21 protein-coding genes are annotated in these 25993 nt (G+C 65.0%); 9 read left to right on the top strand and 12 right to left on the bottom strand.

All coding sequences use genetic code 11. The features are described from left to right. Window positions 1-18: 18 nt before the first annotated feature. Entirely contained in the window at window positions 19-444 is a 426-nt protein-coding gene (locus EN845_RS13465; protein ID WP_127278729.1) for a GNAT family N-acetyltransferase, read from the top strand. Here the strand turns inward: EN845_RS13465 and EN845_RS13460 are convergent, their stop codons facing one another. The 9 genes from EN845_RS13460 to murA form a co-directional block, all read right to left on the bottom strand. Continuing rightward, window positions 445-1560: an anhydro-N-acetylmuramic acid kinase gene (locus EN845_RS13460; protein WP_127870605.1), complete on the bottom strand. Its 1116-nt coding sequence runs from the start codon at window positions 1558-1560 to the stop codon at window positions 445-447. It abuts the gene before it with no gap. 4 nt (window positions 1561-1564) lie between these two features. Continuing rightward, a complete protein-coding gene (locus EN845_RS13455; RefSeq protein ID WP_127870606.1) occupies window positions 1565-2569 on the bottom strand; it encodes a serine hydrolase in 1005 nt (334 codons plus the stop codon). Window positions 2570-2777: 208 nt separating this feature from the next. After that, window positions 2778-4526, bottom strand: coding sequence for an ABC transporter ATP-binding protein (locus tag EN845_RS13445; RefSeq protein WP_127870607.1), 1749 nt, complete (start codon window positions 4524-4526; stop codon window positions 2778-2780). Further along, a complete protein-coding gene (locus tag EN845_RS13440) occupies window positions 4523-5362 on the bottom strand; it encodes an ABC transporter permease (protein WP_127870608.1) in 840 nt (279 codons plus the stop codon). Before EN845_RS13440 ends, EN845_RS13445 begins: the two co-directional genes overlap by 4 nt. After that, window positions 5362-6321 carry an ABC transporter permease gene (locus EN845_RS13435; RefSeq protein ID WP_127870609.1) on the bottom strand — a complete coding sequence of 320 codons (960 nt, stop codon included), beginning with the start codon at window positions 6319-6321 and terminating at the stop codon, window positions 5362-5364. Before EN845_RS13435 ends, EN845_RS13440 begins: the two co-directional genes overlap by 1 nt. 34 nt (window positions 6322-6355) lie before the next feature. Further along, window positions 6356-7870 (bottom strand): ABC transporter substrate-binding protein, encoded by a 1515-nt coding sequence (locus EN845_RS13430; protein WP_127870610.1) that lies wholly within the window; start codon window positions 7868-7870, stop codon window positions 6356-6358. 170 nt (window positions 7871-8040) lie between these two features. After that, window positions 8041-8964: an N-acetylmuramic acid 6-phosphate etherase gene (gene murQ, locus EN845_RS13425; RefSeq protein ID WP_127278084.1), complete on the bottom strand. Its 924-nt coding sequence runs from the start codon at window positions 8962-8964 to the stop codon at window positions 8041-8043. Window positions 8965-9128: 164 nt separating this feature from the next. Further along, window positions 9129-10010 carry an N-acetylglucosamine kinase gene (locus EN845_RS13420; protein WP_127278083.1) on the bottom strand — a complete coding sequence of 294 codons (882 nt, stop codon included), beginning with the start codon at window positions 10008-10010 and terminating at the stop codon, window positions 9129-9131. Then, window positions 10007-11263, bottom strand: a complete 1257-nt coding sequence (gene murA, locus EN845_RS13415; protein WP_127870611.1) for a UDP-N-acetylglucosamine 1-carboxyvinyltransferase — start codon at window positions 11261-11263, stop codon at window positions 10007-10009. The genes EN845_RS13420 and murA overlap by 4 nt, the downstream gene beginning before the upstream one ends. A 158-nt stretch (window positions 11264-11421) precedes the next feature. On the opposite strand from murA, the gene EN845_RS13410 reads away from it, so the two are divergent. Then, entirely contained in the window at window positions 11422-12273 is an 852-nt protein-coding gene (locus EN845_RS13410) for a MurR/RpiR family transcriptional regulator (RefSeq protein WP_127870612.1), read from the top strand. A 13-nt stretch (window positions 12274-12286) separates the two neighbouring features. Here the strand turns inward: EN845_RS13410 and EN845_RS13405 are convergent, their stop codons facing one another. The 3 genes from EN845_RS13405 to EN845_RS13395 all read right to left on the bottom strand — a co-directional run bounded on the left by EN845_RS13405 (window position 12287) and on the right by EN845_RS13395 (window position 16837). After that, on the bottom strand, window positions 12287-13642 hold the full coding sequence (locus tag EN845_RS13405; protein WP_127870613.1) for a glutamine synthetase family protein: 1356 nt from the start codon (window positions 13640-13642) through the stop codon (window positions 12287-12289). Window positions 13643-13890: 248 nt separating this feature from the next. Beyond that, window positions 13891-14589 carry a GntR family transcriptional regulator gene (locus EN845_RS13400; RefSeq protein WP_127870614.1) on the bottom strand — a complete coding sequence of 233 codons (699 nt, stop codon included), beginning with the start codon at window positions 14587-14589 and terminating at the stop codon, window positions 13891-13893. A 187-nt stretch (window positions 14590-14776) separates the two neighbouring features. Then, window positions 14777-16837 carry a N,N-dimethylformamidase beta subunit family domain-containing protein gene (locus EN845_RS13395; protein WP_127870615.1) on the bottom strand — a complete coding sequence of 687 codons (2061 nt, stop codon included), beginning with the start codon at window positions 16835-16837 and terminating at the stop codon, window positions 14777-14779. 42 nt (window positions 16838-16879) lie between these two features. On the opposite strand from EN845_RS13395, the gene EN845_RS13390 reads away from it, so the two are divergent. The 7 genes from EN845_RS13390 (at window position 16880) to EN845_RS13360 (ending at window position 25906) form a co-directional block, all read left to right on the top strand. Continuing rightward, the gene (locus tag EN845_RS13390; RefSeq protein WP_127870616.1) at window positions 16880-17194 is read left to right on the top strand and encodes a hypothetical protein; all 315 of its coding nucleotides are present in this window, start codon (window positions 16880-16882) and stop codon (window positions 17192-17194) included. Between the two features lie 88 nt (window positions 17195-17282). Next, complete coding sequence (gene ftsZ, locus EN845_RS13385; protein ID WP_127870617.1) at window positions 17283-18317, top strand: cell division protein FtsZ; 1035 nt, start codon at window positions 17283-17285, stop codon at window positions 18315-18317. A gap of 185 nt (window positions 18318-18502) precedes the next feature. Beyond that, window positions 18503-19888 carry an SWIM zinc finger family protein gene (locus EN845_RS13380; RefSeq protein WP_245511733.1) on the top strand — a complete coding sequence of 462 codons (1386 nt, stop codon included), beginning with the start codon at window positions 18503-18505 and terminating at the stop codon, window positions 19886-19888. Continuing rightward, window positions 19885-21324 (top strand): DUF5691 domain-containing protein, encoded by a 1440-nt coding sequence (locus EN845_RS13375; RefSeq protein WP_127870619.1) that lies wholly within the window; start codon window positions 19885-19887, stop codon window positions 21322-21324. The genes EN845_RS13380 and EN845_RS13375 overlap by 4 nt, the downstream gene beginning before the upstream one ends. Window positions 21325-21344: 20 nt before the next feature. Beyond that, window positions 21345-22424: an AAA family ATPase gene (locus EN845_RS13370; protein WP_127870620.1), complete on the top strand. Its 1080-nt coding sequence runs from the start codon at window positions 21345-21347 to the stop codon at window positions 22422-22424. Window positions 22425-22428: 4 nt separating this feature from the next. After that, window positions 22429-24678, top strand: a complete 2250-nt coding sequence (locus EN845_RS13365) for a DUF5682 family protein (protein WP_127870621.1) — start codon at window positions 22429-22431, stop codon at window positions 24676-24678. Beyond that, window positions 24671-25906, top strand: coding sequence for a VWA domain-containing protein (locus EN845_RS13360; RefSeq protein ID WP_127870622.1), 1236 nt, complete (start codon window positions 24671-24673; stop codon window positions 25904-25906). The genes EN845_RS13365 and EN845_RS13360 overlap by 8 nt, the downstream gene beginning before the upstream one ends. Window positions 25907-25993 lie beyond the last annotated feature (87 nt).

The following is a 25993-nucleotide window of genomic DNA, read 5'->3' as shown; positions in this document are numbered from 1 at the left end:
CCGCAATCCGGAAAAGCCATGAACACCACGCTCGAAACGACCGCCAATCCCCGCCCGGAAGAACTCGCCTTTCTCGGTGAACGGCTGACGGCGTTCAACGATAGCGATGTCGGCGCTTCCCAGAGGAAGGCACTGGCCGTTTTCGTCCGCGACGAGGCCGGTGCGATCGTCGCCGGGATCTCCGGCTATACCGCCTGGGGCTGGCTCTATGTGCAATGGCTGTGGGTCGATGAAAGGCTGCGCGGCCGGCACATGGCTGGCCAGATGCTCGAGGCGGCCGAACAGGAAGCCGTGGCGCGCGGCTGCCACGGCGCGTTGATCGACACCTTCAACCCGAACGCCGACAAGGTCTACCAGCGCCAGGGCTATCAGCCGTTCGGCACCCTTGCCGATTTCCCCGTCGGCCGCAGCCGTATCTTCCTGCAGAAAAGGCTGGTTGCGTGATCAGCCTGCCAGTTTGCCGCCGCGCATCGGCTGCGGCGCACCCGTCGTGCTCGGGAAACTGATCGGCAGGCCACGCAGGACGCGGACCGCGAGGAAGGCGAAACACTCCGCCTCCACCGCGTCGCCACTCCAGCCGAGGCTTTCGGCCAGCACCACCTCGACGCCGGCGCGGCTGGCGAGCATGGCCATCATCGTCGGGTTGTGGCGGCCGCCGCCGCTGACGACCAGCTTCTTCGGCCGGCTGGGCAGGAGGTCGAGCGCCTTGCCTACGGCGCCGGCTGTGAAGGCGGTGAGCAGGGCGGCACCATCCTCGGCATCGAGGCCATCGGCCATGGCGGCGCCGAAGTCGAAACGATCCAGCGATTTCGGATAGGGCTTGCTCAGATAGGGATGAAGCAACAGCCTGGCGAGCCGGGCTTCGTCCACCTTGCCCGCGCCGCCCAGCGCGCCGTCGCGGTCCATTTCGCCGAGCCCTTTCGACTTGATGAAATCGTTGAGCGGCGCGTTGGCGGGGCCGGTGTCGAAGGCGATGACATTGTCGGCGCCGTCCCACCAGGTGATGTTGGCGACGCCGCCGAGATTGAGCACGGCCACTTCGCCACTGGCGCCGGCGCTGCGCATCAGCGCGGTGTGATAGGCCGCGGCCAGTGGCGCGCCCTGTCCGCCGGCGCGCATGTCGGCCGAGCGGAAGTCGTAGGCGACCTTGGTGCCCAATATCTCATGCATCAGTTCACCATCGCCGAGCTGCCGGGTCTGGCCGAGCCGCCCGACCTGCGGCGCCCGATGCAGCACGGTCTGGCCGTGGAAGCCGACGACGCCAATCTCGGCCATCGTCATGCCGTGGCCCTCGACCAGTTCCTTGACCGCCGCCGACTGGGCGCGCGTCAGCGCCTCTTCGGCCTTGCGGAAGATCGCCGGTTCTGGCCCGGTGAAATTCCAGGCCCTGGCCGCCGTCAGCGTCTCTTCCAGCAAGGAGCGGATCGATTGGGGATAGGGCATCAGCCGGTAGGTGCCGAAATCGTCGATCCGCTCGCCGTCGGTCTTGATCAGCGCCACGTCGATGTTGCCGTCAAGTACGGTGCCGGTCATCAGGCCGACGGCCCAGATTGGTTCCATGGTCCTAGTCCCTGTTGATGAGATCGCCGACCGCCTGCCGCAGCGAAACGATGCCGCTGTCGAAATGACGTTTCGGATGAATGCGGTTGGTGAGCAAGGTCCATGCCTTGCCTCTGTCGAAGTCGATCCACAGCCCGGTGCCGGTAAAGCCGGTATGGCCGATCGTTCCCGGACCGCACAGCGCACCGCCGGACCACCCTTCATAAGGGCATTCCCAGCCATGGGTGCGGGTGGCCGACAAGGGCATACGCATCAACGCGATCGAACGCTCAGATGCGCCGGTGCCGTCCAGCAGCGCTTGCGCGAAATCGAGCACCGAAGCGGCCGTGCCGAACAGGCCGGCATGACCCGCACCTTGCAGGGCCGAGCAATTGTCGTCGTGCACCTCGCCCGACAGCACGCGATGGCGCCAGGTGCAGTCCTCGGTCGCGGCGGCGGCATCGGGTTCAGCGAACCAGGCAAAACCCGGCCCGGGCTCCATGTCGCGGATGCTCTTGCCCGACAGCCGCTCTAGCGCGAAGCCGAGCAGTATGAAGTTGATGTCGGAATAGACGGGATCACGGGCGCGCCATTCGCGCTGCAGGATGAAGGCGCGCAGCAGTTCGGGATCGCGTCCATAGGTGTAAATCGGCTCGACGGCAGGGAAGGGCGTCTGGTGGCCGAGGCACTGGCGGAAGGTCACCTTCCGCTCCCAGGCGTTCGCGTCATACTGGCGAAGGTCGGGAAGCAGGGTGATCAGCGGCGCGTCGAGATCGATGGTGCCGTCCTGCGCCAGCGTCAGGATGCGTGGCGTGGTGAAGATCACCTTGGTCAGGGACGCCAGGTCGAACCAGGTGTTTTCCCGCATCGGCCTGACCTTGGGCACGAGCTGTGCCGAGCCAATTGCGCGGACGATGCGTTCGCCACTTTTGTCGGCAATGCCGAGCACGCCGCCGGGGATACACTTGGCCGAGACGGCCGTTGCCAAGGGCGCGAATGCGCGATCGAAGATCTGGGCGAGGTCGGTCAATGCCGGCCTCCTTCGGAGAGGTGGCGTCCTACGGCGCCCCCCTCTGTCCTGCCGGACATCTCCCCCTCAAGGGGGGAGATTGGCAGTTCGTGCGCGGCGCCAGCCCTCAGACGTTGAAGATTGGCGAAGGCCAATGTGACATCCGATCTCCCCCCTAGAGGGGGAGATGCCCGGCAGGGCAGAGGGGGGCGCTGTCCCGCTAACATGTCTAGGTCTCCACCCTCGCCATATGATCCCCGCCGAACCGCTCCCATCTCGCCGGCGCCGGCTCAAATCCCTGCGGCCTGACCAGAGAAGGCACCTGACGCGTGTCGATCTCGAAATGCTCGTGCCGCCGATCGATGGCCGGAACGGCTGATATCAGCTTCTTCGTATAGGAATGCCTCGGCTGCGATAGCACGGACTGCGCGTCGCCGATCTCGACGATCTGGCCGGCATAAATGACGGCGATGCGGTGCGCGATCCGTTCGACCACCGCCATGTCGTGCGAGATGAACAGATAAGCCAGCCCAAACTCGCGCTGCAGGTCGACCAGCAGCTCCAGCACCTTCGCCTGCACCGAGACATCGAGCGCCGAAACCGCTTCATCGAGAACGACCACGGACGGGTTGAGCATCAGTGCGCGGGCAATACATAGCCTTTGCCGCTGGCCGCCGGAGAATTCATGCGGGTAGCGCTCGAGGCTGTTCTTGGGCAGGCCGACGCGTTCGAGCAGGCGTGCCATCCTAGCCTTCGCCTCGGTATCCACCCGCCCACTGGTTGCGATCACCGGTTCGGCCAGGATGCTCTCGATGTTGAGCCTCGGGTTGAGCGATGCGTACGGGTTCTGGAACACCATCTGCACGGGCTTGGCGCTGCGCTCCGCCGACGCCATTCGGCTGGCGACGGAGAAATTGCCACGCGTCGACCGCACCAGCCCCAACACCGCCTTGGCGGTGGTGGATTTGCCCGAGCCGCTCTCGCCGACGATGGCCAGCGTCTCGCCTTGCATGAGGTCGAAGTCGACGCCGTCGACGGCATGCACCGCGCCGGTCGCGCGACTGAAGAAACTGCTCTTGAGCGGAAACCGCACCACGAGCCCATCGACCTTCAAGGCCGGTTGCGTGTTCGCGCCCTTGTCGCGCAGCCCGTCCGCGCGCGTGGACCGACCGCTGGCGAAATGCGGCACGTCCTGCAGCAGATGCTGCGTGTAGGGATGCTGGGGGCTGTCGAGGATCTGGTTCAGTTCGCCGTGTTCCACGGCCTGGCCGTTCTGCATCACCATCACCTTGTCGGCGATGCCGGCGACCAGGCCGATATCGTGCGTGATGAAGATCATTGACATGCCGCTTTCGCGCTTCAGCTCGGCCAGCAGCGCCATGATCTGTGCCTGCACCGTCACGTCGAGCGCCGTCGTCGGCTCGTCGGCGATCAGCAGGCGCGGATTGCAGGCGAGCGCAATGGCAATCATCACCCTTTGCAGCATGCCGCCGGACAGCTGGTTGGGCGTGTATTTCAGCCGTCGCGCGGCATCGGGAATGCGCACGCGGTCGAGCGCGTCCCTGGCTGCCGCCGTGGCTTGCCGGCCCGTCAGCCCGCGATGCAGCCGGAACGATTCCTCGATCTGCGTGCCGATGGTCAGCACCGGGTTGAGCGACGTCATCGGTTCCTGGAAGATCATGCCGATTTCGGCGCCGCGAATGCCGGTCAGTTGTGGCTCGGTTGCGGTCGCCAACTCGAAGATGGTCCCATCGGCCCGCTTGAGCTTCATCGAGCCGCCGGTGATGCGGCCGCCGCCGAAGTCGACGAGCCGGTTGATCGACAGCGCGGTGACGGATTTGCCCGAGCCGCTCTCGCCGACAATGGCCAGCGTCTCGCCGTCGGCGACATCGAAACTGACGCCGCGCACCACTTCGTTGGCCTGGGGATTGCGGCCGAAGCCGACGCGCAGGTCTAAAACCGAGAGGAGCGGGGTCATGCCAACGCCCTTCGCATCTTCGGGTCGAGAATGTCGCGCAAGGCGTCGCCCAGCAGGTTGAAGCCGAGGATGCTGATCATGATCGCCAGGCCGGGGAAGATCATCAGCCAGGGCGCGGTCTCCATCAAATTGCGACTGTCGCTCAGCATCAGGCCGAGCGAGGCGGCGGGCGGCTGCGTGCCGAGGCCAAGGAAACTCAAGCCGGCTTCCGTCAGCAGCGCCCAGGCGAGCGCCAGCGTCACCTGCACGGTCAAGGGCGCCACAAGGTTGAGCAGCAGATGCCGCGTCACGATGTAGGACGAGCTGCTGCCGAAGGTACGCGCCGCATCGACGAACTCGCGTGTCTTGAGCGACAGCGCGGGGCCGCGAACCACTCGCGTGAAGATCGGCGTGTAGACGATGCCGATGGCCACCACGCTGGTCCAGGTGCCCGGCCCGGCAACGGTAACGATGAGCAGCGCCAGCAGGATCGCCGGGAAGGCCAGCAGCACATCCATGACCCGCATCACCACGCCGTCCCAGCGGCGGCCGAGCCAGGCGGCGGCAAGCCCCAGCACCGTGCCGGCAAGGGTGGCGAAGGCAACCGAGAAGAAGGCGACCGTGAAGGACTGGCCGATGCCCGCCATCAGCCGGCTGGCGACGTCGCGGCCGAACAGGTCCGTGCCCATCCAGTAGCCGGCGCTCGGCGCGTGCAGCCGGTCGATGCGGTATTGCGTGATCGGATTGTGCGGCGTCAGCCCGAGCAGGCCAAGGATGGCGAGCAGCAGATAGACGCAGACGATGCCGCCGCCAATGCGGCCGCTGCCATGCCGGAAGACGGCGCGCAGGATGCGCATCACTGTTCCCCAAGCCGGATGCGCGGATCGAGCGCGACATAGGCGAGGTCGACCAGGAGATTGACGATCATGAAGTTGAAGGCGATGAACAGCACGCTTCCCTGCACCAGCGCGTAGTCGCGCTGCAGGATGGCGTCGAGCACCATGCGCCCGAGGCCGGGCAGGGCGTAGATCTGCTCGACGATGACCGCGCCTCCCAGCAGATAGCCGAACTCGATGCCGCTCAGTGTCACCACCGGGATCAGCGCGTTGGGCAAGGCATGCCGCCAGATGACGCTGCGCGCCGAGGCGCCCTTGCTGCGCGCGGTTCGCACATAATCGTCGCTCAGCACGTCGAGCATGGCGGAACGGGCTATGCGGGTGACGGACGCCGCGAAGGCGAAGCCGAGCGTGATGGCGGGCAGGATCAACTGGCTGAGATTGCGCAAGGGATCCTGCCAGAGCGGCGCGAATTCGCCCATCGCCGGCAGTACGCCGAAGCCTGCCGAAAGCGTGTAAATGATCAGCAGTCCAAGCACGAAGCTCGGCGTCGACTGGCCGATCATGGCGACGATGCGCACCCCGAGATCGGACGGTTTTTCATTGTGCGTGGCGGCGTAGATGCCTGCCGGCATGCCGACCAGGAGCGCGATGATCATGGAGAGCACAGCTAGCTCCAGCGTCAGCGGAAAGCGCTCGAGGATGACGTCGAGAACGGGCCTGCCATAGGTGACGGAGATGCCGAAATTACCGTGCAGGATGCCGCCGATCCAGCGCCAGTACTGGATGAACCAGGGCTGGTCGATGCCGAAATAGGCGGCAAGCGAATCCCGCTGTGCCGGCGTCAGCAGGCCGGCTTCGGTGCCCAGCATCGCCGTGATCGAATCGCCGGGCACCATCCTGATCGCGACGAAGACCAGGATGGACACGCCAAGCAGGACGAGAGGAAACGTCGCCAGCCGTCGCAAGAGATAGTCCACGCGAAGAAGTCCTCTCGTCCAATGCCTCCGGCGGCTACTGCTGGATGGTAACCTTGCTCAGGCTGAACAGCGTGCCGGTCGGCGTCGGCACGAATCCGGCGATGTTCTTCTGCTGCGCCGTGTAGCTGTAGGACGTGTAGAGCCAGATCCAAGGCGACATCTCGGCGAGATGCTTCTCGAACGCGGCGAAGATCGCCTTGCGTTTGGCCGGGTCGGTCTCGGCGCGGCCCTGCTGCATCTGGCTGTCGAGCGTGTCGTCGATGTAGTTCGACACCTTTTGCAGATTGCCAGCCTTGGTCCAGTAGCGGTTGTACATGGTGTAGGGGTCGGCACGGCCGCCATTGAGCGCGATCGCCATGTCGAAATCGCCCTTCAGCCAGGCGTCGACATAGACGTTGAGCTCCATCATCTTGATGTCGAGCTTGACGCCGATTTCAGCGAGCTGCGACTGGATGACCTGGGCTTCCGCCGCCGCCGTCGGCGGCTCGCCGGTGGCCCCGATCACGGTCGCCGAAAAGCCGTCGGCAAAGCCGGCCTCGGCCATCAGCTTCTTGGCCTTCTCGACATCGCGCTTGTAGCAGAACAACTGGGTCGGATCGGTGGCGAGCGCCGGGATGGTCAGCGGCCCGGTGACTTTGCCTTCGCCGAGCGAAGCGGTGTCCAGCACCTCCTGCCGGTCGATGGCGCATGAGATCGCCTGGCGCACCTTGAGCTCCGTCATCGGCTTGCGCGACGGATTGAGCTGCAGAACGTGATAGGCCAGCACCGGCACGCGGTTGAGCTGCAGGGTGGGTTCTTTCGGCACCAGCGTGGCGACGAGCGGATCATTGAGCAGGGCAAAATCGATTTGCTTGGTACGCATGGCGGCGAGGATCGCCGCTTCGTCCGGCAGTACGCTGATCTCGATGCCGTCGACGCCGGTAGCACCCCCGGCCCAGTCCTTGTTGGCGCTCAGAACTTCCTTGGCGTTGGGGTCCCATTTGTCGAGCTTGAATGGACCGGAACCGACCGCCTTGGTGCCGATCGAACCGGCCTTGATCTCGGTCGCCGGAACGATGGCCGCGTTGACGTCGCTCATCGCCGTCAGGATCGGCACGTCGGGCTGCGAGAGATGGAACACTACGGTCGCCGCATCCGGCGTGTCGATGCTCGCGATAGACAGGAAGTTGGCGCGGGCGGCGGCACCCGTCTTCTCGTCGAGGATGCGCTCGAAGGAGGCCTTGACGTCGGCGGAGGTCACGGCCGTGCCGTCCTGGAATTTCGCCTTGGGATCGAGCTTGAAGGTCAGCTCCTTGCCGTCCTTGGAGAACTCCCAGGAGCTGGCGATGGCGGGGATGATCTGCAGGCTGGCATCGACCCGCACCAGCGGCTCGTAGATCAGCTCCAAAAGCCGCAGCGACGAGAACGCCGTCTGCTTGTGCGGGTCAAGCCCGGTGGCGTCCTGCGACCATGCCATGTGCAGCGTCGCCGCCTGCGTCGAAACCGTCGCGATGCCCAGCATCGCGCCAAGGGTAATGCCCGAAAGCAGCCTTCTTGTAAGATGAACCATTCTCGTCTCCCACTATTGAACTCGATGCCTTGCAGTTTCCGTCGGCCGCTTCCATGGCACACATGCTTTGGAGTATCGGCCCAGTCTATGCGGCTTGACGCCGTCTTGTCCCATGCGGCTTCTTGCCGTCATGTCTAAAGCGGCTTTCAGCCGTCATGTCCCGGGCGGCCTCAGGCCGCTTCGTCGCCGATCGCCTTTCGCAGGAACCCTCCGGCCTTGAACAGCGCGGCCCGCGCCGCTTCGACGTCGAGGCCGGTAATGGTCACCAGGATCGCCAGCTTGACGTCATTGCCGGTCCGGTCGAGCGCCTGTCGCGCCTGCGGCGCGGTGCAGCCGGTCGTCTGCATGACGATCCTGATCGCCCGGGCGACCAGCTTACGGTTCGACGGGTTAAGGTCGACCATCAGATTCTGGTAGCTTTTGCCGATGCGGATCATCGAAGCCGTGGTCAGCATGTTGAGCACCAGCTTCTGCGCGGTTCCCGATTTCAGCCGCGTCGAGCCGGTGAGCACTTCGGGGCCGACGACGGGCGAGATGGCGATGTCGGCGATGCCGGCAATGGTCGATGCCGGATTGCAGGACAGCGCGACCGTCGCCGCGCCCAACTGCTTGGCATAGGTCAGGCCGCCGATCACATAGGGCGTGCGCCCGCTGACCGCGATGCCGACCACCACGTCATCGGGTGTGAGCCCGATGTCCTGCAAGGCCTTGGCGCCCATCTTCGGGTCATCTTCGGCGCCTTCCAGCGAGCGCACCAGCGCGTCGGATCCACCGGCGATCAGGCCGACGACCATGCCTTCGGGTACGCCGAAGGTCGGCGGGCATTCCGAAGCGTCGAGCACGCCAAGCCGGCCGCTGGTGCCGGCGCCGATGTAGATCAGCCGCGCGCCTTTCTGGAAGGCGAGCACGATGCGATCCACCGCGGCGGCGATTTCCGGCATGACCTTTTCGACGGCCGCCGGGACAAGCCTGTCCTCGTCATTGATCCTGCGCAGGACGTCGATGGTCGGCAACAGGTCGATGTCGACGGTCCTTGGGTTCCGGCCTTCGGAAACCAGCCGGTCCAGCTCAGACATCAACCCTTGCTCGGTCATTCCAGCGCTTTCAAAATCATGCTGCACGGCGTCCGGCACCGCTCGACGGGCGGAGCGCGTCCGGATCCTGGGTCCGTCATCGCAGTTTTCTTTGTTAACTTTTTAGAATTCAATATTCACATCGTCAATCGAATTTTGGAATATTTTATTCCTATCTTGTCGACCTATCCTCCGCCAACCGACCTCTTGGCAAGAATGATCGCGCCGGACACGGCGTCGCCGTCGGCGGGCTTCAGGCGGCGGCGCACGTCAGGGGAGAGCCAGGGTTCGAGGGGGCTGGCGAGGCCGCCGAGCAAGGTCACGCGCGGCGCGCCTTTTTCGAACAGCACCCGCACCAGTGTGTCGATCTGTTCGGCGGCGCTTTGCACGATGCGGCGTCCGACAGGGTCGCCCTGGTCGGCATGGCGCATCACCATGGGTGCAAGCGCGGCATAGTCCGTCGCGCTGGCGCGGTCCATCCAGGCGACGGCCTCCATCGGGTCGCCGGCGAAGCGCTGCATGACCTCCGCCAGCAACGCGGTCCGTTCGTGCCGGCCGTCATGGGCGCGCAATGCCAATTGCACGGCTTTCAGTCCGAGGTCGGCGCCGCTGCCCTCGTCGGAGATCGGAAATCCATAGCCGCCGGCGCGCAGGTCGCGGCCCTCGACAAAGCCAAGGCCGATCGAGCCTGTCCCGGCAATGACGATGGCGCCGTCCTTGCCGGAGTGCGCGCCAAGGCAGGCGCCGACGCCGTCGCTGACGAAATCGGTGCTGGCAAAGGGATGCGCGATTGCCCGCAGCGCCTCCAGCGCGCCCTTGCGGCCGATACCGGCAAGGCCGATGCCGGCATGGATCCGGGCGGTCTCGGCTGGCGCGAAACCTGCTTCCTCGACCGCTGCGCCGAAGGCTTTCGCGATCGAGGCCCAGGCTGCCTCGATACCGAGCCGCGTCGTCGCCGGGCCGGACAGGCCCTGTCCCAGCACCACGCCTTGCGCGTCCTCGAGGCGGGCGCGGCAACCGCTGCCGCCACCATCGACGCCGAGGAAATAATGCGCCTCGGTATTCATGCGCCCAGCCGCTCGATGTCGGCGCCGCAAAGGCGCAGCTTGCGATCCAGTTGCTCATAGCCGCGGTCGAGGTGATAGACGCGGTTGATTGTTGTCTCGCCTTCACTGACCAGCGCCGCCAGCACCAGCGACACCGAAGCGCGCAGGTCGGTGGCCATCACCTGCGCGCCATGGAGCTTCGCGCCGCCGCGCACCAGCGCCATGGTGCCTTGCAGCTTGATGTTGGCGCCGAGCCGCATCAGTTCGGGCACATGCATGAAACGATTCTCGAAGATGGTCTCGCGCAGCAGCGACGCACCCTCCGCACAGCACATCAGCGCCATGAACTGCGCCTGCAGGTCGGTCGGAAAACCGGGATAGGGTTCGGTCGTCAGGTCGGCGGCCTTGAGCGGCCGGTCGCGCGACACGATCAGGCCGCGATCGCCCGGCCAGACGCTGACCCCCGTCGCTTCCAGCAATTGCACCACCGAGGCCATGTGTTCGAGCCGGGCATGGGTGAGTTCGAGCTGACCGCCGGTGATCGCCGCGGCGATCGCATAGGTGCCGGCCTCGATGCGGTCGGGGATGATGTCGTGCCTGGCCGGGCGCCAGCTGGTTTCGCCCGCGATCAGGATGCGGTGCGTGCCGGCGCCATCGATGCGCGCACCCATGGCGTTGAGGCAAGCCGCGAGATCGGCCACTTCGGGTTCGCGCGCGGCGTTGAGGATTTCGGTTTCGCCCTTGGCCGTGGTCGCCGCCATCATGGCGGTTTCCGTCGCTCCGACCGATGGCGAGGGGAGCACGATGCGGGTGCCGGTCAATCCGTTCGGCGCCGAGGCAACGATCAGGCCGTTCTCGATGGCGATCCTGGCGCCGAGTGCGGCGAGTGCGGCGACATGCATGTCGACCGGCCGCGCGCCGATCGCGCAGCCGCCCGGCAGCGAAACCCGCGCATGGCCGAACCGCGCCAGCAACGGCGCCAGGACGAGCACCGTCGCCCGCATCTTCCGCACCGTGTCGTAGGACGTCTCCTTGGAGACGGCGGCACTGGTGTCGATGGTCGCGGCATGGGCGGACCGCGTCACGTCGGCGCCGTGAAGCCGTACCACGCCGAGCATGTTTTCGACGTCGGTTACGTCAGGCAGGTTGGTCAGTTCGAGCGGATAGGGGCTGAGCAGCGAAGCCGCGATCTGCGGCAAGGCGGCATTCTTGGCGCCCGATATGGTGACCGCGCCTTGCAGTCTCTGTCCGCCGACGATCCGCAATCTGTCCATGGCTGAAACCTTGACGATGAGGGCCACACTGGCGACCTGCTCCGAATCCCGCACTTTGATCCGGGTCGAGTTGAGAATTAATTCTGCATTCTTGGCTGTCAATCGAAATTGGAATAATTTATTCCTCGTCTTGCAAGTCTGAACAGCGAGGAATTCCCGTGTCCGTCCTAAGCAGGATCAATGCGAAGCTCGACGGCATGGCGCCCGGCGATCGCGAGATCGGCCGGTACATCGTCGACAATCCCGACCAGATGCTGCGCCTGTCGACTGCGGCGCTCGCGGCCGAGATCGGCCGCAGCCAGTCGAGCGTCGTCAAGTTCAGCCAGAAGCTCGGCTATGCCAGCTATCAGGAGCTCAAGCTCGCCGTCAGCGAGGCCAAGGCGCAGGATTGGCAGGTGCCGGCCGGCGTCATCCACGGTTCGATCGAGGTCGGCGATGGCTTTGCGGTCATCCTGAAGAAGCTGATCGGCAGCAAGCTGCTGTCGATGCAGCAGACCGTCGCCGCCAACAGCGAGCGCGTCATCTCCAGGACGCTCGATCTGCTGGATGGCGCGCGCCGCATCCATCTGGTCGGCGTCGGCGCCTCCTCGCTGGTGGCGCGGGACTTCTCCTACAAGCTGATGAAGCTCGGTCGCAATGTGCTGCACGACAGCGACAGTCACATCCAGATGGCCAACGCCTCGACGTTGGGGCCCGACGATGTGCTGTTCGCGCTCTCCTATTCCGGCGCCAGCATCGAAACCCTACGCATCGCCGAGCTTGCAGCCAAGCGCGGAACAATGGTGATCGCCGTCACCGGCCTGCACGACAATCCGCTGAGCCGGGTCGCCGACATCCGCCTCTACACCATCGCCGACGAGGAGCGAGCGCGCTCCTCCTCCATCACCGCGCGCGACGCCCAGCTGACGCTGACCGACCTGTTGTTCATCCTGTTGGTGCAGAGGCAGCCCGACGCCAACGACTATGTCCACAACAGCGAGGCGGCGGTCTCGGTGCTGAAGGCCGGATGATCGCCGTAAACACTCAGACGCTTTCGAGATAGGTCTCGATCTCGAAGTCGCTGACATTGAGGGCAAAGGTGTTCAACTCCTGGCGTTTGCAGGCGACAAAAGAGTCACGCAGGATCGCCGGGAAGATCTCCGCCACATGCGTTCCACCTTCGAAAGTGGCGATCGCGGAGGCCCAGTCCGGCGGTAGCTTGGCTGGCGCCGCGCCTTGGCCATCGCTCCCGGTAGGCTCGCCCGGCGACATCTGTCTTTCGATGCCGATCAGGGCTGCTCCCAATATGGCGGCAAGCACCAGATAGGGATTGGCATCCGCCCCCGACACGCGATGCTCGATGCGGCGCGCCCCGGTCGGGCCGCCGGGAATGCGGATCGCGACCATGCGGTTCTCGTAACCCCAGGCGACCGCGGTCGGTGCATAGGAGCGCGGGCGAAGGCGGCGATACGAATTGAAGTGCGGTGCGAAGACCAGCGTGCTCTCGGCCATCGCCGCCAGCAGCCCGCCGACCGCGTTGCGCATGGTTTCGGAGCCCTGATCGGTGCCGTCGTCGAACACGTTGCGACCGTCGGCGTCGACCAGGCTGAAATGGACGTGAAAGCCGTTGCCGGCGCGGTCGCCATAGGGCTTGGCCATGAAGCAGGCGGCAAAGCCATGCTTGCGGGCAATGCCTTTCACCGTGCGTTTGAACAACACCGCATCGTCGGCGGCCCGCAGGGCGTCCGCGACATGGTTGAGGTTGATCTCGAACTGGCCGACGCCGTTTTCGGCAATCGCCGTGTCGACGGGAATGCCTTGCGCCCGGCAGGCCTCGTAGACGTCGTGGATGAAGGCCTCGAAATCGTCGATCTCGTCGATCGACAATGCCGCGTCGGAATCGAGACGCCGCCCGGTGACCGGCGAGACAGGTCCGACCGGCCGCTGCGACTGCGGATCAACCAGATAGAATTCAAGTTCTGTCGCCGCGACCGGGGTCAGGCCGAGCGCCTTGTAACGGTCGAGGATACGGGCCAGCGCGCGCCGGGGATCGCCGAGATAGGGCGCTCCGCTCTCGTCGGCCAGCCAGAGCGGGACAAGCGCGGTCGGATGCGCGGTCCAGTCCACCGGCAGGATGCCGCGTCCCGTCCATTGGCAAAGGCCGTCGGCATCGCCGGTGGAGAAAACCAGCGTGTTGCCTTCGATATCCTCGCCCCAGATGTCGAGCCCGATCAGCGAGTAGGGCATGCGCAGCTTGCCTTCGAGCGCCTTGCGGGCCTGCTCTACCGGGATGCGTTTTCCCCGCATGACGCCGTTGAGGTCGCACACCGCCGCCCTCAGGCTCTGGATGTCGTTTCTGCTTTCAAGCCAGCTCAGAACGTCCGCAATTGCATCGCTCAATTTCCGTTACCTCTGGTTCCCTGCGGTGCCGCGCCTGAGGCGGCCACCCTATTTAACGACAAGACAGCTGATGAGTTCATGAAGGCATCTCCGACATCAGTCGGAAGAATTTCCTTCATTTTTTCAGATAATTAGCCGGGATGTCAGGAGGCATTTCAGGAACCAATTGCGCGATTTGCGATCGCAACATAGCGGCAAGGCAAGGGAAAGCCAAGTGGCATCTGGTGACGGGTCCAGGAGACCCTGGTCTAGCTCCTCGCTTCCGGAAACCTGGCCTGCCGCAGGATATGCGCGGCGCCCTCGTCGATGTCGCGAACGATGGCCGCGCGCGCCCGCGCGCCGTCCTGTGCCTCGATCGCCGCGACGACTTCCTCGTGATAGTCGATGTCCAGAATGGAGGAGAGGTCGTCCTCGAACCCCATGGCGAGGTTTCTGAGAAACGGGCCGACCTGCATCCACACCGTCTCGATCAGGAAGACCATCTGCTCGTTGCCGCAATGACGGTAGATCGAGAATTTGAAATCGTGGTTCTTCCTGAGATAGTCGCCGATGTCGCCCTTGCGGGCGGCCAGGGTCAATTCCGCGCAATGGCGTCGGATCGCCCGCAGATTGTTGCCGTTGATCAGTTTTGTCGCAAGCTCGGTCGCCGGGCCTTCGAGGATCGTGCGCACGGCGGTCAACTGCGAGAACCTTTCGGCCGAGATCACCGGCACCTCGACGCTGCCGTTCGGCATCGGGCTCAGCGCCCGCAAGGCCTGCAACCGCATGAAGGCACTGCGCACCGGCATGTCGCTGGTGCCCAGTTCCCTGGCAAGCTTGCGCGAGGTCAGCTTCTGGCCGGGCAGGAATTGCCCTGACATCAAAGCCCGCACGAGCTCCAGATAGACCTTCTCGTGCAAGGGCACGGTGTCGACGGCGGTCAAACCGAAATGTGTTCTGTCGGCCATTGGCGGGGGCGTTGCTTCATGCGTTCTGAAATTGACCTGACGACACGCGCCGCGGACAAACCTTGAGCCGGGCACGGCGGGAACACCCAAGCCGCCGATTGATCATGCATGATAGACGCTTCGGTCGTTGCGCGGCAAGCCAACTGCCCCAACCGGCGCGGTGCGGTGGGTTGCCTTCCTTTCCGGGCTATCGATCCCCGGCCTGCCGGCTCTTTTCCGCCGCCAGATGCGTCAGCAAATTCTTGGTGATCCGGCCGACGTCGTTCATGGCATCGCCCGCCGGCAAGGCGCCGCACCAGGCGACCGAACTCGCGCAGAAGATCAGGCCGCCCGAAGACAGATGGCGCAGCGTCATCTCCGCGCAGCGGCGGCCGTCGCGCTCGCTGTCACCTCCCTCGTACCAACGGGTGGCATCATGGACGAAGCTGTCCGGGAAGCCGGTCGCGCGGGCAATGACCATGGTGTCGGGGGACGTGCCCAGATGCGGATCGGTGGCATCGACTTCGTAGCCGGCGGCGCCGCCAAGCACGATGCCCTCGTCGCCGAAGGTCTCGCTGGTGACGCCGTCGAACAACCACGCGGCCGAGGGTTGATGGCTTTCCGGCGTGCGTGTGAAGGGTCGCGCGCCGTCAAAACCCATCAGCGAGATCGCGACGCCGGTCAGCGAGAATTCACCGCGCCCACTGGCGCGCAGATAGCCGCCCGGCTGGTTGGTGATCGACAGTGACTGTTCGGCGATGGGGCCGTCCCAGGTCCGGCCCGCCTCGAGCGGCGAGCGGCGCAGTTCCATCAGATCGTCCTTGAATGCGACCTTGCCGGCAAAGCCATTGCCGCCGAGATAGGCGATGCTGCCGCCCGCCGCCGCGAACTGGCGCAGCGCATGCTCCATCTCGACCGACATATATTCGGGATGGCTGCCGGTGATGACAGCCTGATAATCCTGCAGGCCGGCAAGGCCCCGCTCATGCAGGTCGCGGTCGGTGATGAGATCGAAGGCAATGCCGTTGCTGTGGCAGAAACGCAGAAAGTGCAGGTCGACCGGCAGATTGTGCGGGCAACCGCACAGCGGATAATTGTAGTCGTCGCGCAGCGTCGCCTTCGGCTTCCTGGTGGAACAGATAGACACGCCGCTGAGATCACTGTGGTAGTCGTAGAGCGACTTCAGATTGTTGTCGATCGCGAAGCGCTGGCCGCGATCCTCGCACATCCATTCGTAGAGATGCGCCGGCAGGAATTCATCGGCATAGGCGAGATAGGTGGCCGTCGGCACCAGGAACAACAGCGGCGCCCGGCGCACCGACGAAGTGATGAAGAAGACGACGCGCTCCGATCCTTCATCGTGACCGACCTCGAAGGCATAGACCCCGGACGGCGTCTCGGCGGGAACCTGTAACTGGTGGGAGGCGGGCCACTGCAGCGCGCCCATGTCGTCGTCGTGGCAATGCACGGCGTCGTAATGCGACGGCACCAGGCGGGGGTCGAAACTCGACCCGTCCCAGCGGCGCGAGGTCATGCAGAAAGCAGGCTGGTTGACCGTTTCCAGCAAGAGGACGCGATCGGCGCCTGTCGAAGAGAGCGGGCCGCTCGGCAGCAGAGTAGGAAACGCCCAAGCGATGCGACCGGCCGCGGTTCGCAGCGCGATTGCCGAGAACTTGGCGTTGAGAGACCTGAGGTCGTTTGCCGCGCTGGTCCCGAAGACCATGTCTCCGGACAGGGGCCGCCAGGGGAGGTCGAATTGACGATGCAGGCGAAACGGCGACAGGAGATCGTCCGATTCGATGCGCAGCACGGTCACGCCGTCGTTTGCCGAAATCTCGACCTTGAGCCAGGTCTTTGCCGGCAAGGCCAAGTCGGTTTCGAGCGGCTTGCCGTCGTGGCCTGACGTCAGCCGCCCGTCCTGCAAGCCGAGGCGCAGGTTTCCGCTCTCGAACAGCACGCGGGCGCCATCGTTGCGCGTCAAATACACTTCGAAGGCGACGCCTTCGATCTCGGTGGCCTTGGCCAGTTCCGCCGCCGCGATCTTCAGGAAGGATCCATGATCGAAATCGCGGTGGGACACCCCATTTCCCGTCGGCTCGACGCGCCAGTCCATCGGCTCGGCCGCGGGCGTGTCGAGCCGCACGACCTGCACGTCGCGTAGCTGCCGCGACGACGAGACATGAAGGGCGACCGGTGTTCCGGCCGCTGTATGCCAGGGAACGGTGTAGCCTGAGACGGCCATGGCGCCGTGATCGACGGGGCGTTTCATCGCCGCGAAAGTCCGCGCCGCAATCCCGGCTGACGCAATCTCATGGCTGGCAAACTGGACAACTCTTTCATGCCTTTTTGGGTTCTGGAAGGGAGATATACCCCTCCAGCTTTGATTGATGTCGAACTCCGCGGAGATCCCGTCCTGGCCATTGAGACGATTGGCAAAGGCGGGTTCCGCCCGGCCATCGCCAGGCATCCGTCGTGGCGCCTGATCCGCGACGACAGTATCGCGATCACCCGGGACCGGACAATCGCGTTCTCGCAGGTCGGCCTCTTCATCACAAAACTTGACCTTCACACACTTGCACGTGCGGCCGCTCTCTGGCTTTTTGGGGTACCCATCCGAACGGACTGATTCGCGTCACGCCGCTCGATTGCAATGTCTTACCGGCAGTCTGCTTGTGGGTCGTGAAGCGCGCGCAATTGGCGAAGGAGAAGCAGGCATGGCCGAGTTCAAGAAGCCGGAAATCTCCGAGATGAGACCCAAGATCACCGTTATCGGCGTCGGCGGCGGTGGCGGCAACGCGATCAACAACATGATCGTGGAACAGCTTCAGGGAACCGAGTTCATTGCCGCCAACACCGATGCGCAGGCGCTGACCATGTCGAAGGCGACGCGGCTGATCCAGCTTGGCGCGCACGTCACGGAAGGCCTTGGCGCCGGCTCGTTGCCCGAGATTGGGCGTGCCGCGGCCGAGGAATCGCTTGACGAGATCATGGATCATCTGGCCGGCACCCATATGTGTTTCGTCACCGCCGGCATGGGCGGCGGCACCGGAACCGGTGCTGCTCCTATCATCGCCCAGGCGGCGCGCAAGGCCGGCATCCTCACGGTCGGCGTCGTCACCAAGCCGTTCACCTTCGAGGGCAGGCGCCGCATGCAGATGGCCGAAGAGGGCATCGAGCGGCTGCGCGAGGCCGCCGACACGGTGATCGTGATTCCCAACCAGAACCTGTTCCGCATCGCCGATGCCAAGACCACCTTCGCCGACGCTTTCGTGATCGCCGACCGGGTGCTTTATTCCGGCGTCAGCTGCATCACCGACCTCATCGTCAAGGAAGGCCTGATCAACCTCGACTTCGCCGACGTCAAATCGGTGATGCGCGGCATGGGCCGCGCCATGATGGGAACCGGCGAGGCGTCCGGCGACGGACGGGCGATGAAGGCGGCGGAAGCCGCGATCGCCAACCCGCTGCTCGACGAAATGTCCATGAAGGGCGCCAAGGGCGTCCTGGTGTCGATATCGGGCGGCAGGGACATGACCCTGTTCGAGGTCGACGAGGCGGCCACCCGCATTCGCGAGGAAGTCTACGAGGACGCCGACATCATCGTCGGTGCCATCTTCGACAAGAGCATGGAAGGCCGGTTCAGGGTCTCAGTGGTGGCGACGGGGCTCGATCGTTCGCTGGCCGAGGGGGAGGTCCATGCCGATATGGCGCGGGATCCAGGCCACGCGCCCACACGAATCCTCCAATAGGATTTATTGGCGGGCCTCGCCAATATCGCCTTTTTGCGTGCGCAGCGGGCTGGTAGGGACAATCGGCACGCAGCGCCTGTATTGATCTCCAGTCCGCCGCTGCTACAAGAATCCGTCACAGACGGCCATCTATACTGGCAACTGGCATTCGTTCTGGCGACCAGAGGCGCGGCTTGGAATTTGACTTGAAAACGATCGAGGCGCTTGCCCCTGACCAGGCATCGCTGAGCGCCGCTTCCAAGCTGACCAAACGATCGAACTGGCCACGCCTCGAAAAGAACGAAGCGCTGGCCCTTATGTGGGGCGAGTGTCAGGGATCCGGCTCCAATCCCTATCGTGTGGTCGTCGACACCGGCGATCATGGCTATAAATGCACGTGCCCGTCGCGAAAATTCCCCTGCAAGCACAGCCTGGCCTTGATGTGGATCGCCGCCACGGTGCCGACCAGCTTTACCCCCGCCGATTCGACGCCGGAGTGGGTGAATGATTGGCTTGGCCGCCGCAGGAAGACCACGCCGCCGCCCACGCAACAGGCCTCGGGTGCCGGCGGCAAGAGCATCGGTGAAGCCGCGCGGAACGACGAGAACACCGAGGTGGAAGACGCGGCGGCCGTGGAACGCCGCGAAGCAGCACAGCGCAAGCGGGCCGAGGAGACACGATCTTCGGTGTCGGCGGCGCTGGACGAGATGGACCAGTGGATATCGGATCAGTTGCGGCTTGGTCTTGCCGGATTTGTCGACAACAGCAGCGACCGTTGCCGCCGGATTGCCGCGCGGCTGGTCGACATGAAGGCGACGGCTCTTGCCGGCCGTCTCGATGAGATTCCGTCGCGGTTGATGTCGCTGCGCAGCGAAGAACGGCCCGATGCGGCGATCCGCGAACTTGGCAAGCTGGTGCTGCTGGCCAAGGCCTGGCGTGCCGCGCCCGACGATCCCGAACTGAAGCGGTTGGTGTCGACTTCCGAAACGCGCGAGCAGGTTCTGGCCAGCCCCCACGCGGTCCAGGTCGAAAGTGCATGGGAGGTTCTCGGCGAGAAGATCGAAAACCGCCGCGATGGCCTCGTCAGCCATTCGACCTGGCTGCTCGATATCAGGAGTGCCGCTCCGCAATTCGCGCTTCTGCTCGATTATTTCCCTGCTTCGGCCGGCCGCCGGTCCAACGCCTTCACGCCAGGCGACCGCTTCGACGCGCGGCTGATCTTCTATCCGTCACGCCAGCCGCTGCGTGCCCTGGTGATGGACCGCAAGGGGGAGGTTTCGTCGGGCGAATGGCCTGCTGTCGCATCGAGCGAACCGGATCCGCTCGCTACGCATCTTGCCTGTCAGGACGCCGCGCCGTGGCTCACCGATTGTCCTGTCATGCTGCCGCCAGGTGCGATCCTGCTCGACGACCGGCGCGCGCCCTGGTGGCAGGCGGCTGGCGACCCGAACGGCATCGCCTTGCCGATCAACGAGGCTGTCAGTCCAACCCTGCTCGGCATCGATCTCGCGGCCACGGTCGCGCTTTGGAATGGCAGCCGGCTCGACCTCCTGGCGGCGCGGAGCAGTTTCGGGAGGCTTGACCTGTCGTGAACGAGCTTGAGCAGATAGGCTTGGCGACGATGCGTGACTGCTGGATCACCGGCGGAGCGAGCTTCGACCTGGCCCCGGTGGCGTGGCAGCAAATCGCCGGCGGTTCGGACCCCGACGAGAAGGAGCGCCGGCTGCTGGCGATCGCCGCGCAGGCGCTTGAAATCGCCTTGCGGCCCGCCGCGCCATCGGCGCTGAAACGCCGCCCTCCGTTACCAGAACTCGCTTTGCCGATGTTGCCCGACCGGCTGCGGCCGCTTGTCAGAGCCGCACTCAAACAGGCGGCCGACACAAGGGGCAAGGCACGGGTGGTGACGCTTGTCGCCAGCCATGGCCTGGTGCTGCATCCGATGGACTGGATGCCGGGCGCGTCGGATCAGGACAGTCCTGATGTCTATGCTCCCTGGGTCGACTGGCAGGCGGGCGTCGAAGGGCAGAGCCATATCAGCCAAGACAGGCTGACGGCGCAAAACTGGGATGATTTCTACCCCGCGGCGCGGCGTACGGCACTGGCCGAGATGCGCCGCCGCGAACCGGCTTTGGCTCGACTGCTGATCGAGGCCAAGGGATCAGGCGAGCCTGCGGAGATCAGGCTTGCCCTTATCCAACTCATGCATTTCGGGCTGGGGCCGGATGACGTGCCGTTTCTGAAGGGCCTCTCCGCCGATCGCTCAGGCAAGGTGCGCGAACTCGCCGGCCGGCTGTTGGCAAGGTTGGGGCAGCACGGCCTTCCAGGTGAGGGCGGAGGCGAAGATCCGGTCACCGAACTTGCGGCCTTCATCAGCGCGGGCAAATCCGGGTTCATCCGCCGTCGCACGACCTACACGCCGGTGAAACCAAAATCCCCGGCGCAGGACCAGCGCCGCGCCGAATTGTTCGGCGCCTGCAATCTCGTTGATCTCGCCACACGCTTTGGCGTTGGCGAAACCGAATTCATCGCCGGTTGGCAGTTCGGCGCCGACAACAATGCCGATATCTTTTTCGCGCGAATGGTGGCCGCCTCGGGCAGCGATGGCGCGGTGGCGCAGATGGCCGACACGCTTGTCGCGGAAGGCGGCAAGCCGGCGCTTTTCGTGCTCCAGTTGATGCCGCGCCTGGATACCGGAAGAAAACAGGCCCTCATCCGGCTGATCTTGAAAGACGCGGCATATCTCGCCTCGCTCAGCCTGCTCGAAGCCGCCGAGGCGGGCTGGGTGGAGTGGGGCGACCTTGGGCAGGTCCTGCAGGCGCTGCGTCCGGCCGTTGGCGGAAGCGATGACGCCGCCAGGCGGACCGCCGACAACGTCCTCGAAATGCTTGGCTTTCTTGCCACGTCAGCCACGGCAAAGCGGCTGATCGACGAGATGGTAACAGCCGGCATGCCGCCGGCAGCCCCTTCGCTCGGCTTGCTGCGCCTCAACGCGGCGCTGGCCGAATATCAGTCCGAATCTCGAAAATGATCAAATCCGGAGAACAGCAAATGAACGCAGTCATCCGTCTTCCGGTCGAGCAGGCCTATGCCGGCGAGTTGCAGGCGCTGGCGCGTAACGACGATCGGCAAAAGCCCGCCGGCTGGAGCCTGTCGCCAAAGGCGGTGCTGACCTATCTGCTTGGCGGAAAAGCCGACGACGGCACGCCGATTACGCCGAAATATGTCGGCCGTCGCCGATTGATGGAAACCGCGGTGGCGACGCTCGCAACCGACCGCGCCCTGCTGCTGCTTGGTGTTCCCGGTACCGCCAAATCCTGGGTGTCGGAGCATCTCGCCGCCGCCATCATGGGCGACTCGACGCTGATTGTGCAGTGCACAGCCGGCACCGACGAAAACCAGATCCGCTATGGCTGGAACTACGCACAGCTTCTGGCCAAGGGCCCGAGTGAGGAGGCGCTGGTGCCGACACCGCTCTATCGCTCCATGCAAGGCGGCAAGCTCTGCCGCCTCGAGGAACTGACGCGCATGGGTTCGGACGTGCAGGATACGCTGATCACCGTGCTGTCCGAAAAGATGATGCCGATCCCCGAGCTCAACACCTCGATCTACGCGCAACGCGGCTTCAACATCATCGCCACCGCCAACAACCGCGACAAGGGCGTCAACGAATTGTCCTCGGCGCTGAAGCGCCGCTTCAACGTCGTCGTGCTGCCCTTGCCCGAAGACATGGCGGAGGAGGTGGCGATCGTCTCCAAGCGAGTCGGCGAGATGGCCGGCGGTCTCGACCTGCCGGTGCCGAAGAATGTCGGCGACGAGATCGCTCGCGTGCTGACCATTTTCCGCGAGCTTCGCTCGGGCGCGACATCGGACGGCAAGGTGACGTTGAAGACGCCATCCGGGTCGCTGTCCACGGCCGAGGCGATCGCGACCATGGTCGGAGGGCTTAGCCAGGCGGCATGGTTCGACGGCGGCAAGCTCGGCGCCGAAGGCCTGGCCGCCAGCCTCGTCGGCGCGATCGTGAAAGATCCGGTGCAGGACAAGCTCGTGCTGGAGGAATATCTGGAGACGGTGCTGAAGAAGCGGCCCGACTATGCCGGTTATTACGCGGCCTTGAACGCAGCGATCTGACGCCATTGCGCAGGGCGAGGTTTCCTATTTCGGCATACGCCATCACGGGCCCGGCTCCGCCGACAGCCTGGTGCAGGCGTTGCAGGACTTGAAACCGGTCGCCGTGCTGATCGAGGGGCCCGCGGATGCTTCCGCGCTGCTGCCGTTGCTCGCCCGCCCCGAAATGCAGCCGCCGGTGGCGCTGCTGTGCTATCCCGAAGACGATCCGGCTTCGACAAGCTTCTGGCCGTTCGCCGAGTTCTCGCCGGAATACCAGGCGGCCCTGTGGGCCGTTGGCAACAACGCGGCATTGCGCTTCATCGACCTGCCGTCATCAGCCCGGGTAGCACCGCTTGACGATGCGCAGGAAGCTGCCGCCGACGAAACGGAAGCCAAGGTCGAGAGCGAAACGGCGCCGCATCTGCGTGACCCGATCGGCGCGCTGGCACAAGCCGCCGGCTACGAGGATGGCGAAAGCTGGTGGGCAGACATCATCGAGCAGAACCCGGAGCCGGGGCCGATCTTCGCGGCCATAGCCGATGCGATGACGACACTGCGCGAAGGCGAAGGTCCGCTTGCCGAATTCGAGGCCAAACGCGAAGCGCATATGCGGCTTGAGATCGCCGCCGCGCGCAAGGAATTCGACGGGCCGATCGCTGTCGTCTGCGGCGCCTTCCATGTGCCGGCACTGCAGGCGACACGTCCGCAAAAAGAGGATCAGGCCCTCCTGAAAGGGCTAGCCCGGCGCAAGAGCACGATGACCTGGGCGCCTTGGACCGGACCGCGTCTGGCGCTTGGCTTCGGCTATGGCGCCGGCGTTGTCGCACCGGGCTGGTGCAAGCATCTGTGGCGCACCCGCGGCCGGCATGACGCGGCGACCTTGTGGCTCGCCATGATCGCCGCGGTGCTGAGGGCGAAGGGGCATATGGTCTCGACCGCCTCGCTGATCGAAGCCGAAAGGCTGGCCCGCGCGCTGGCTGTGATCCGCGAACGGCCAAAGCCCGGCTTCGAGGAATTGCGCGACGCCGCGATCGCCGCCTTGTTCAACGGCGAAGCCATCCTGTGGGCGCTGGTCGAGGCCGAACTGCTGTTGGGTGCGGATGTCGGCGAAATTCCGCCCGATACCCCGTTGGCGCCGCTGATCGAGGACCTGCAGCGCAACCAGAAGGCGGCGCGGCTGAAGCCCGAGGCGCTGGAGCGCGAATTGTCGGTCGACCTGCGCAGCGAAAGCGGGCTGTTTCGGTCGACCTTGCTGCACCGGCTGAACGTGCTTGGCGTGCATTGGGGCAAGCTGACCGACGCAGGCCGCAGCCGCGGCACCTTCCGCGAGCGCTGGACCCTGTCATGGGAGCCAGAATATGCCGTTCGCCTGGTCGAGAACCTGGTCCATGGCCCAACCATCGAAAAGGCCGCCAACGGCCGGCTGATCCAGATGATTTCCGCGGCAGCATCCCTCGATGCCTTGGCGGCACTCGTACAAGGCGCCATCACGGCAAACCTGTCGGAAGCCTCGACCGTCGGTCTCGCGACGCTGGAGGAACGCGCGGCGCACAGCAGCGAATGCCTGGAAATCCTGGCATCGGTTCCGCCGCTCGCCGACATCATCCGCTACGGCGAAGCCCGCAAGACTGAAACCGCCCGCCTGTCCGGTCTTCTGGCGCGACTGATTGTCGAAGGCGGGATCGCACTCCCTTATGCCGCCCGTGATCTCGATGCGCAGGCTTCCTCCGCCCTGGTCGGCGCCATGCGCAAGGCCGACGAGGCGATCAAGCTGGTCGAACCGGAACAGGACGTCCTGGATGCCTGGCGCAACGGACTGGCTGCCGTGCTCGACGGATCGCGCTCGACGGCGCTGGTGGCGGGATGTGCCGCGCATCTGCTCTACGAGGCCGGCCATCTATCGGCTGAAGCAGCGGCGGGCTTGATCGCGCGGCGCCTGTCGCCGGGCACGGCGGTCACCGAGGCCGCGGGGTTCTTCGAGGGCTTCTTCAGCACTGCCGGCCAGCGGCTCATTTACGACGAAGGTTTGCGCGGTGCGGTGGACGCCTGGCTCAAATCGCTCGACGAGGAGGCATTCGTCGCGCATTTGCCGCTGTTGCGCCGGGTCTTTTCGCACCTCGACTCGATGGAGCGGCGGCGGCTGATCGAAGCGGTGCTCGGCCGCGCCAGACGCCTGCCGGCCGGGCTGACACCAACACCTGATGGCGGCGAGGCGTGGCGCCGGCATCTCGATCGGCTCGCGCCGTTGCTCAGGGGCGAGAATGACCATGGATGACGGGATCGACATGAGCGAATCCGGCCAGGCGGGCGACGAGCGCGAGCGCCGCTGGCGCCTGGCGATCGGCGCCGATGATCCGTCATCGGCAGCGCTTTCCGAGACCGACAAGCGGCTTTCGGCGGCACTCGATGCGCTCTATGGCGACGGCGCGGGCGATGCTGGTGCCGATCCGCGCAAGCGGCGCGGCGGGCTGGGGCGATCGGCGCCGAAAGTCGCGCAATGGATGGGCGATATCAGGTCGTTCTTTCCAGCGCAGGTGGTGCAGATCGTCCAGAAGGATGCCTTCGAACGGCTCAATTTGAAGCAGATGCTGATGGAGCCGGAATTCCTCAAGGCGATCGAGGCGGATGTCAATCTGGTCGCCGATCTGATCTCGCTGCGTTCGGTCATGCCGGCCAAGACCAAGGACGTCGCCCGCACGATCATCGCCGACATCGTCGCCAAGCTGATGCAACGGCTGGAGCAGAAGACCGCCGAGGCGATACGCGGTGCGCTCGACCGCTCGCGCCGCACCAACCGCCCGCGCCAGCGCGACATAGATTGGCCGCGCACCATTTCGGCCAACCTTCGCCACTATCAGCCCGAGCACAAGACCATCGTGCCGGAAAGATTGATCGGCTTCATGCGCCAGCAACGTCGGATGGTCGACCTGGACGAGGTTGTGCTGTGCGTCGACCAGTCCGGGTCGATGGCCAGTTCGGTGATCTATGCCTCGATATTCGCCGCCGTGATGGCCTCCTTGCCGGTGGTGCGGACCAAGCTGGTCTGCTTCGACACGGCGATCGTCGACCTGACCGAGGAGCTCAGCGATCCGGTCGAGGTGCTGTTCGGCGTGCAACTTGGTGGCGGCACCGACATCAACCAGGCGGTCGCCTATTGCGCCGACCGCATCGAACGGCCGACCAAGTCGCATATGGTGCTGATCACCGACCTCTATGAAGGCGGCAATGGCCAGGAATTGCTGCAGCGGCTGGCGGCACTCGTTCGCTCGGGCGTCAATGTGGTCGTGCTCCTGGCGCTGACCGATCAGGGCAGGCCGGGTTATGACCCCAAAATGGCCGGGTCGGTTGCGGCACTCGGCATTCCCGTCTTTGCCTGCACGCCGGATCTGTTTCCCGACATGATGGCCGCGGCACTGCGTCGCGAGGATATCGGCGCCTGGGCTGCCGGGGCCGATATCAAGCTGGTCCGCGCCGAGGCCGATGATACCATGGCTGACGCCTGAGGCGCGACTATCTTCGCCGCCAGAAGCCCGCTTGGCATCGCCAGAGCGGCAACCAAAAGCAACGTTGAAACGCCCGCGGTGCTGACA

The organism is Mesorhizobium sp. M8A.F.Ca.ET.202.01.1.1 (genome assembly GCF_004791595.1).
GTDB lineage: Bacteria > Pseudomonadota > Alphaproteobacteria > Rhizobiales > Rhizobiaceae > Mesorhizobium.
Note: the sequence above shows the minus strand (reverse complement) of the source record. Positions and strands in the feature narration are given on the sequence as shown.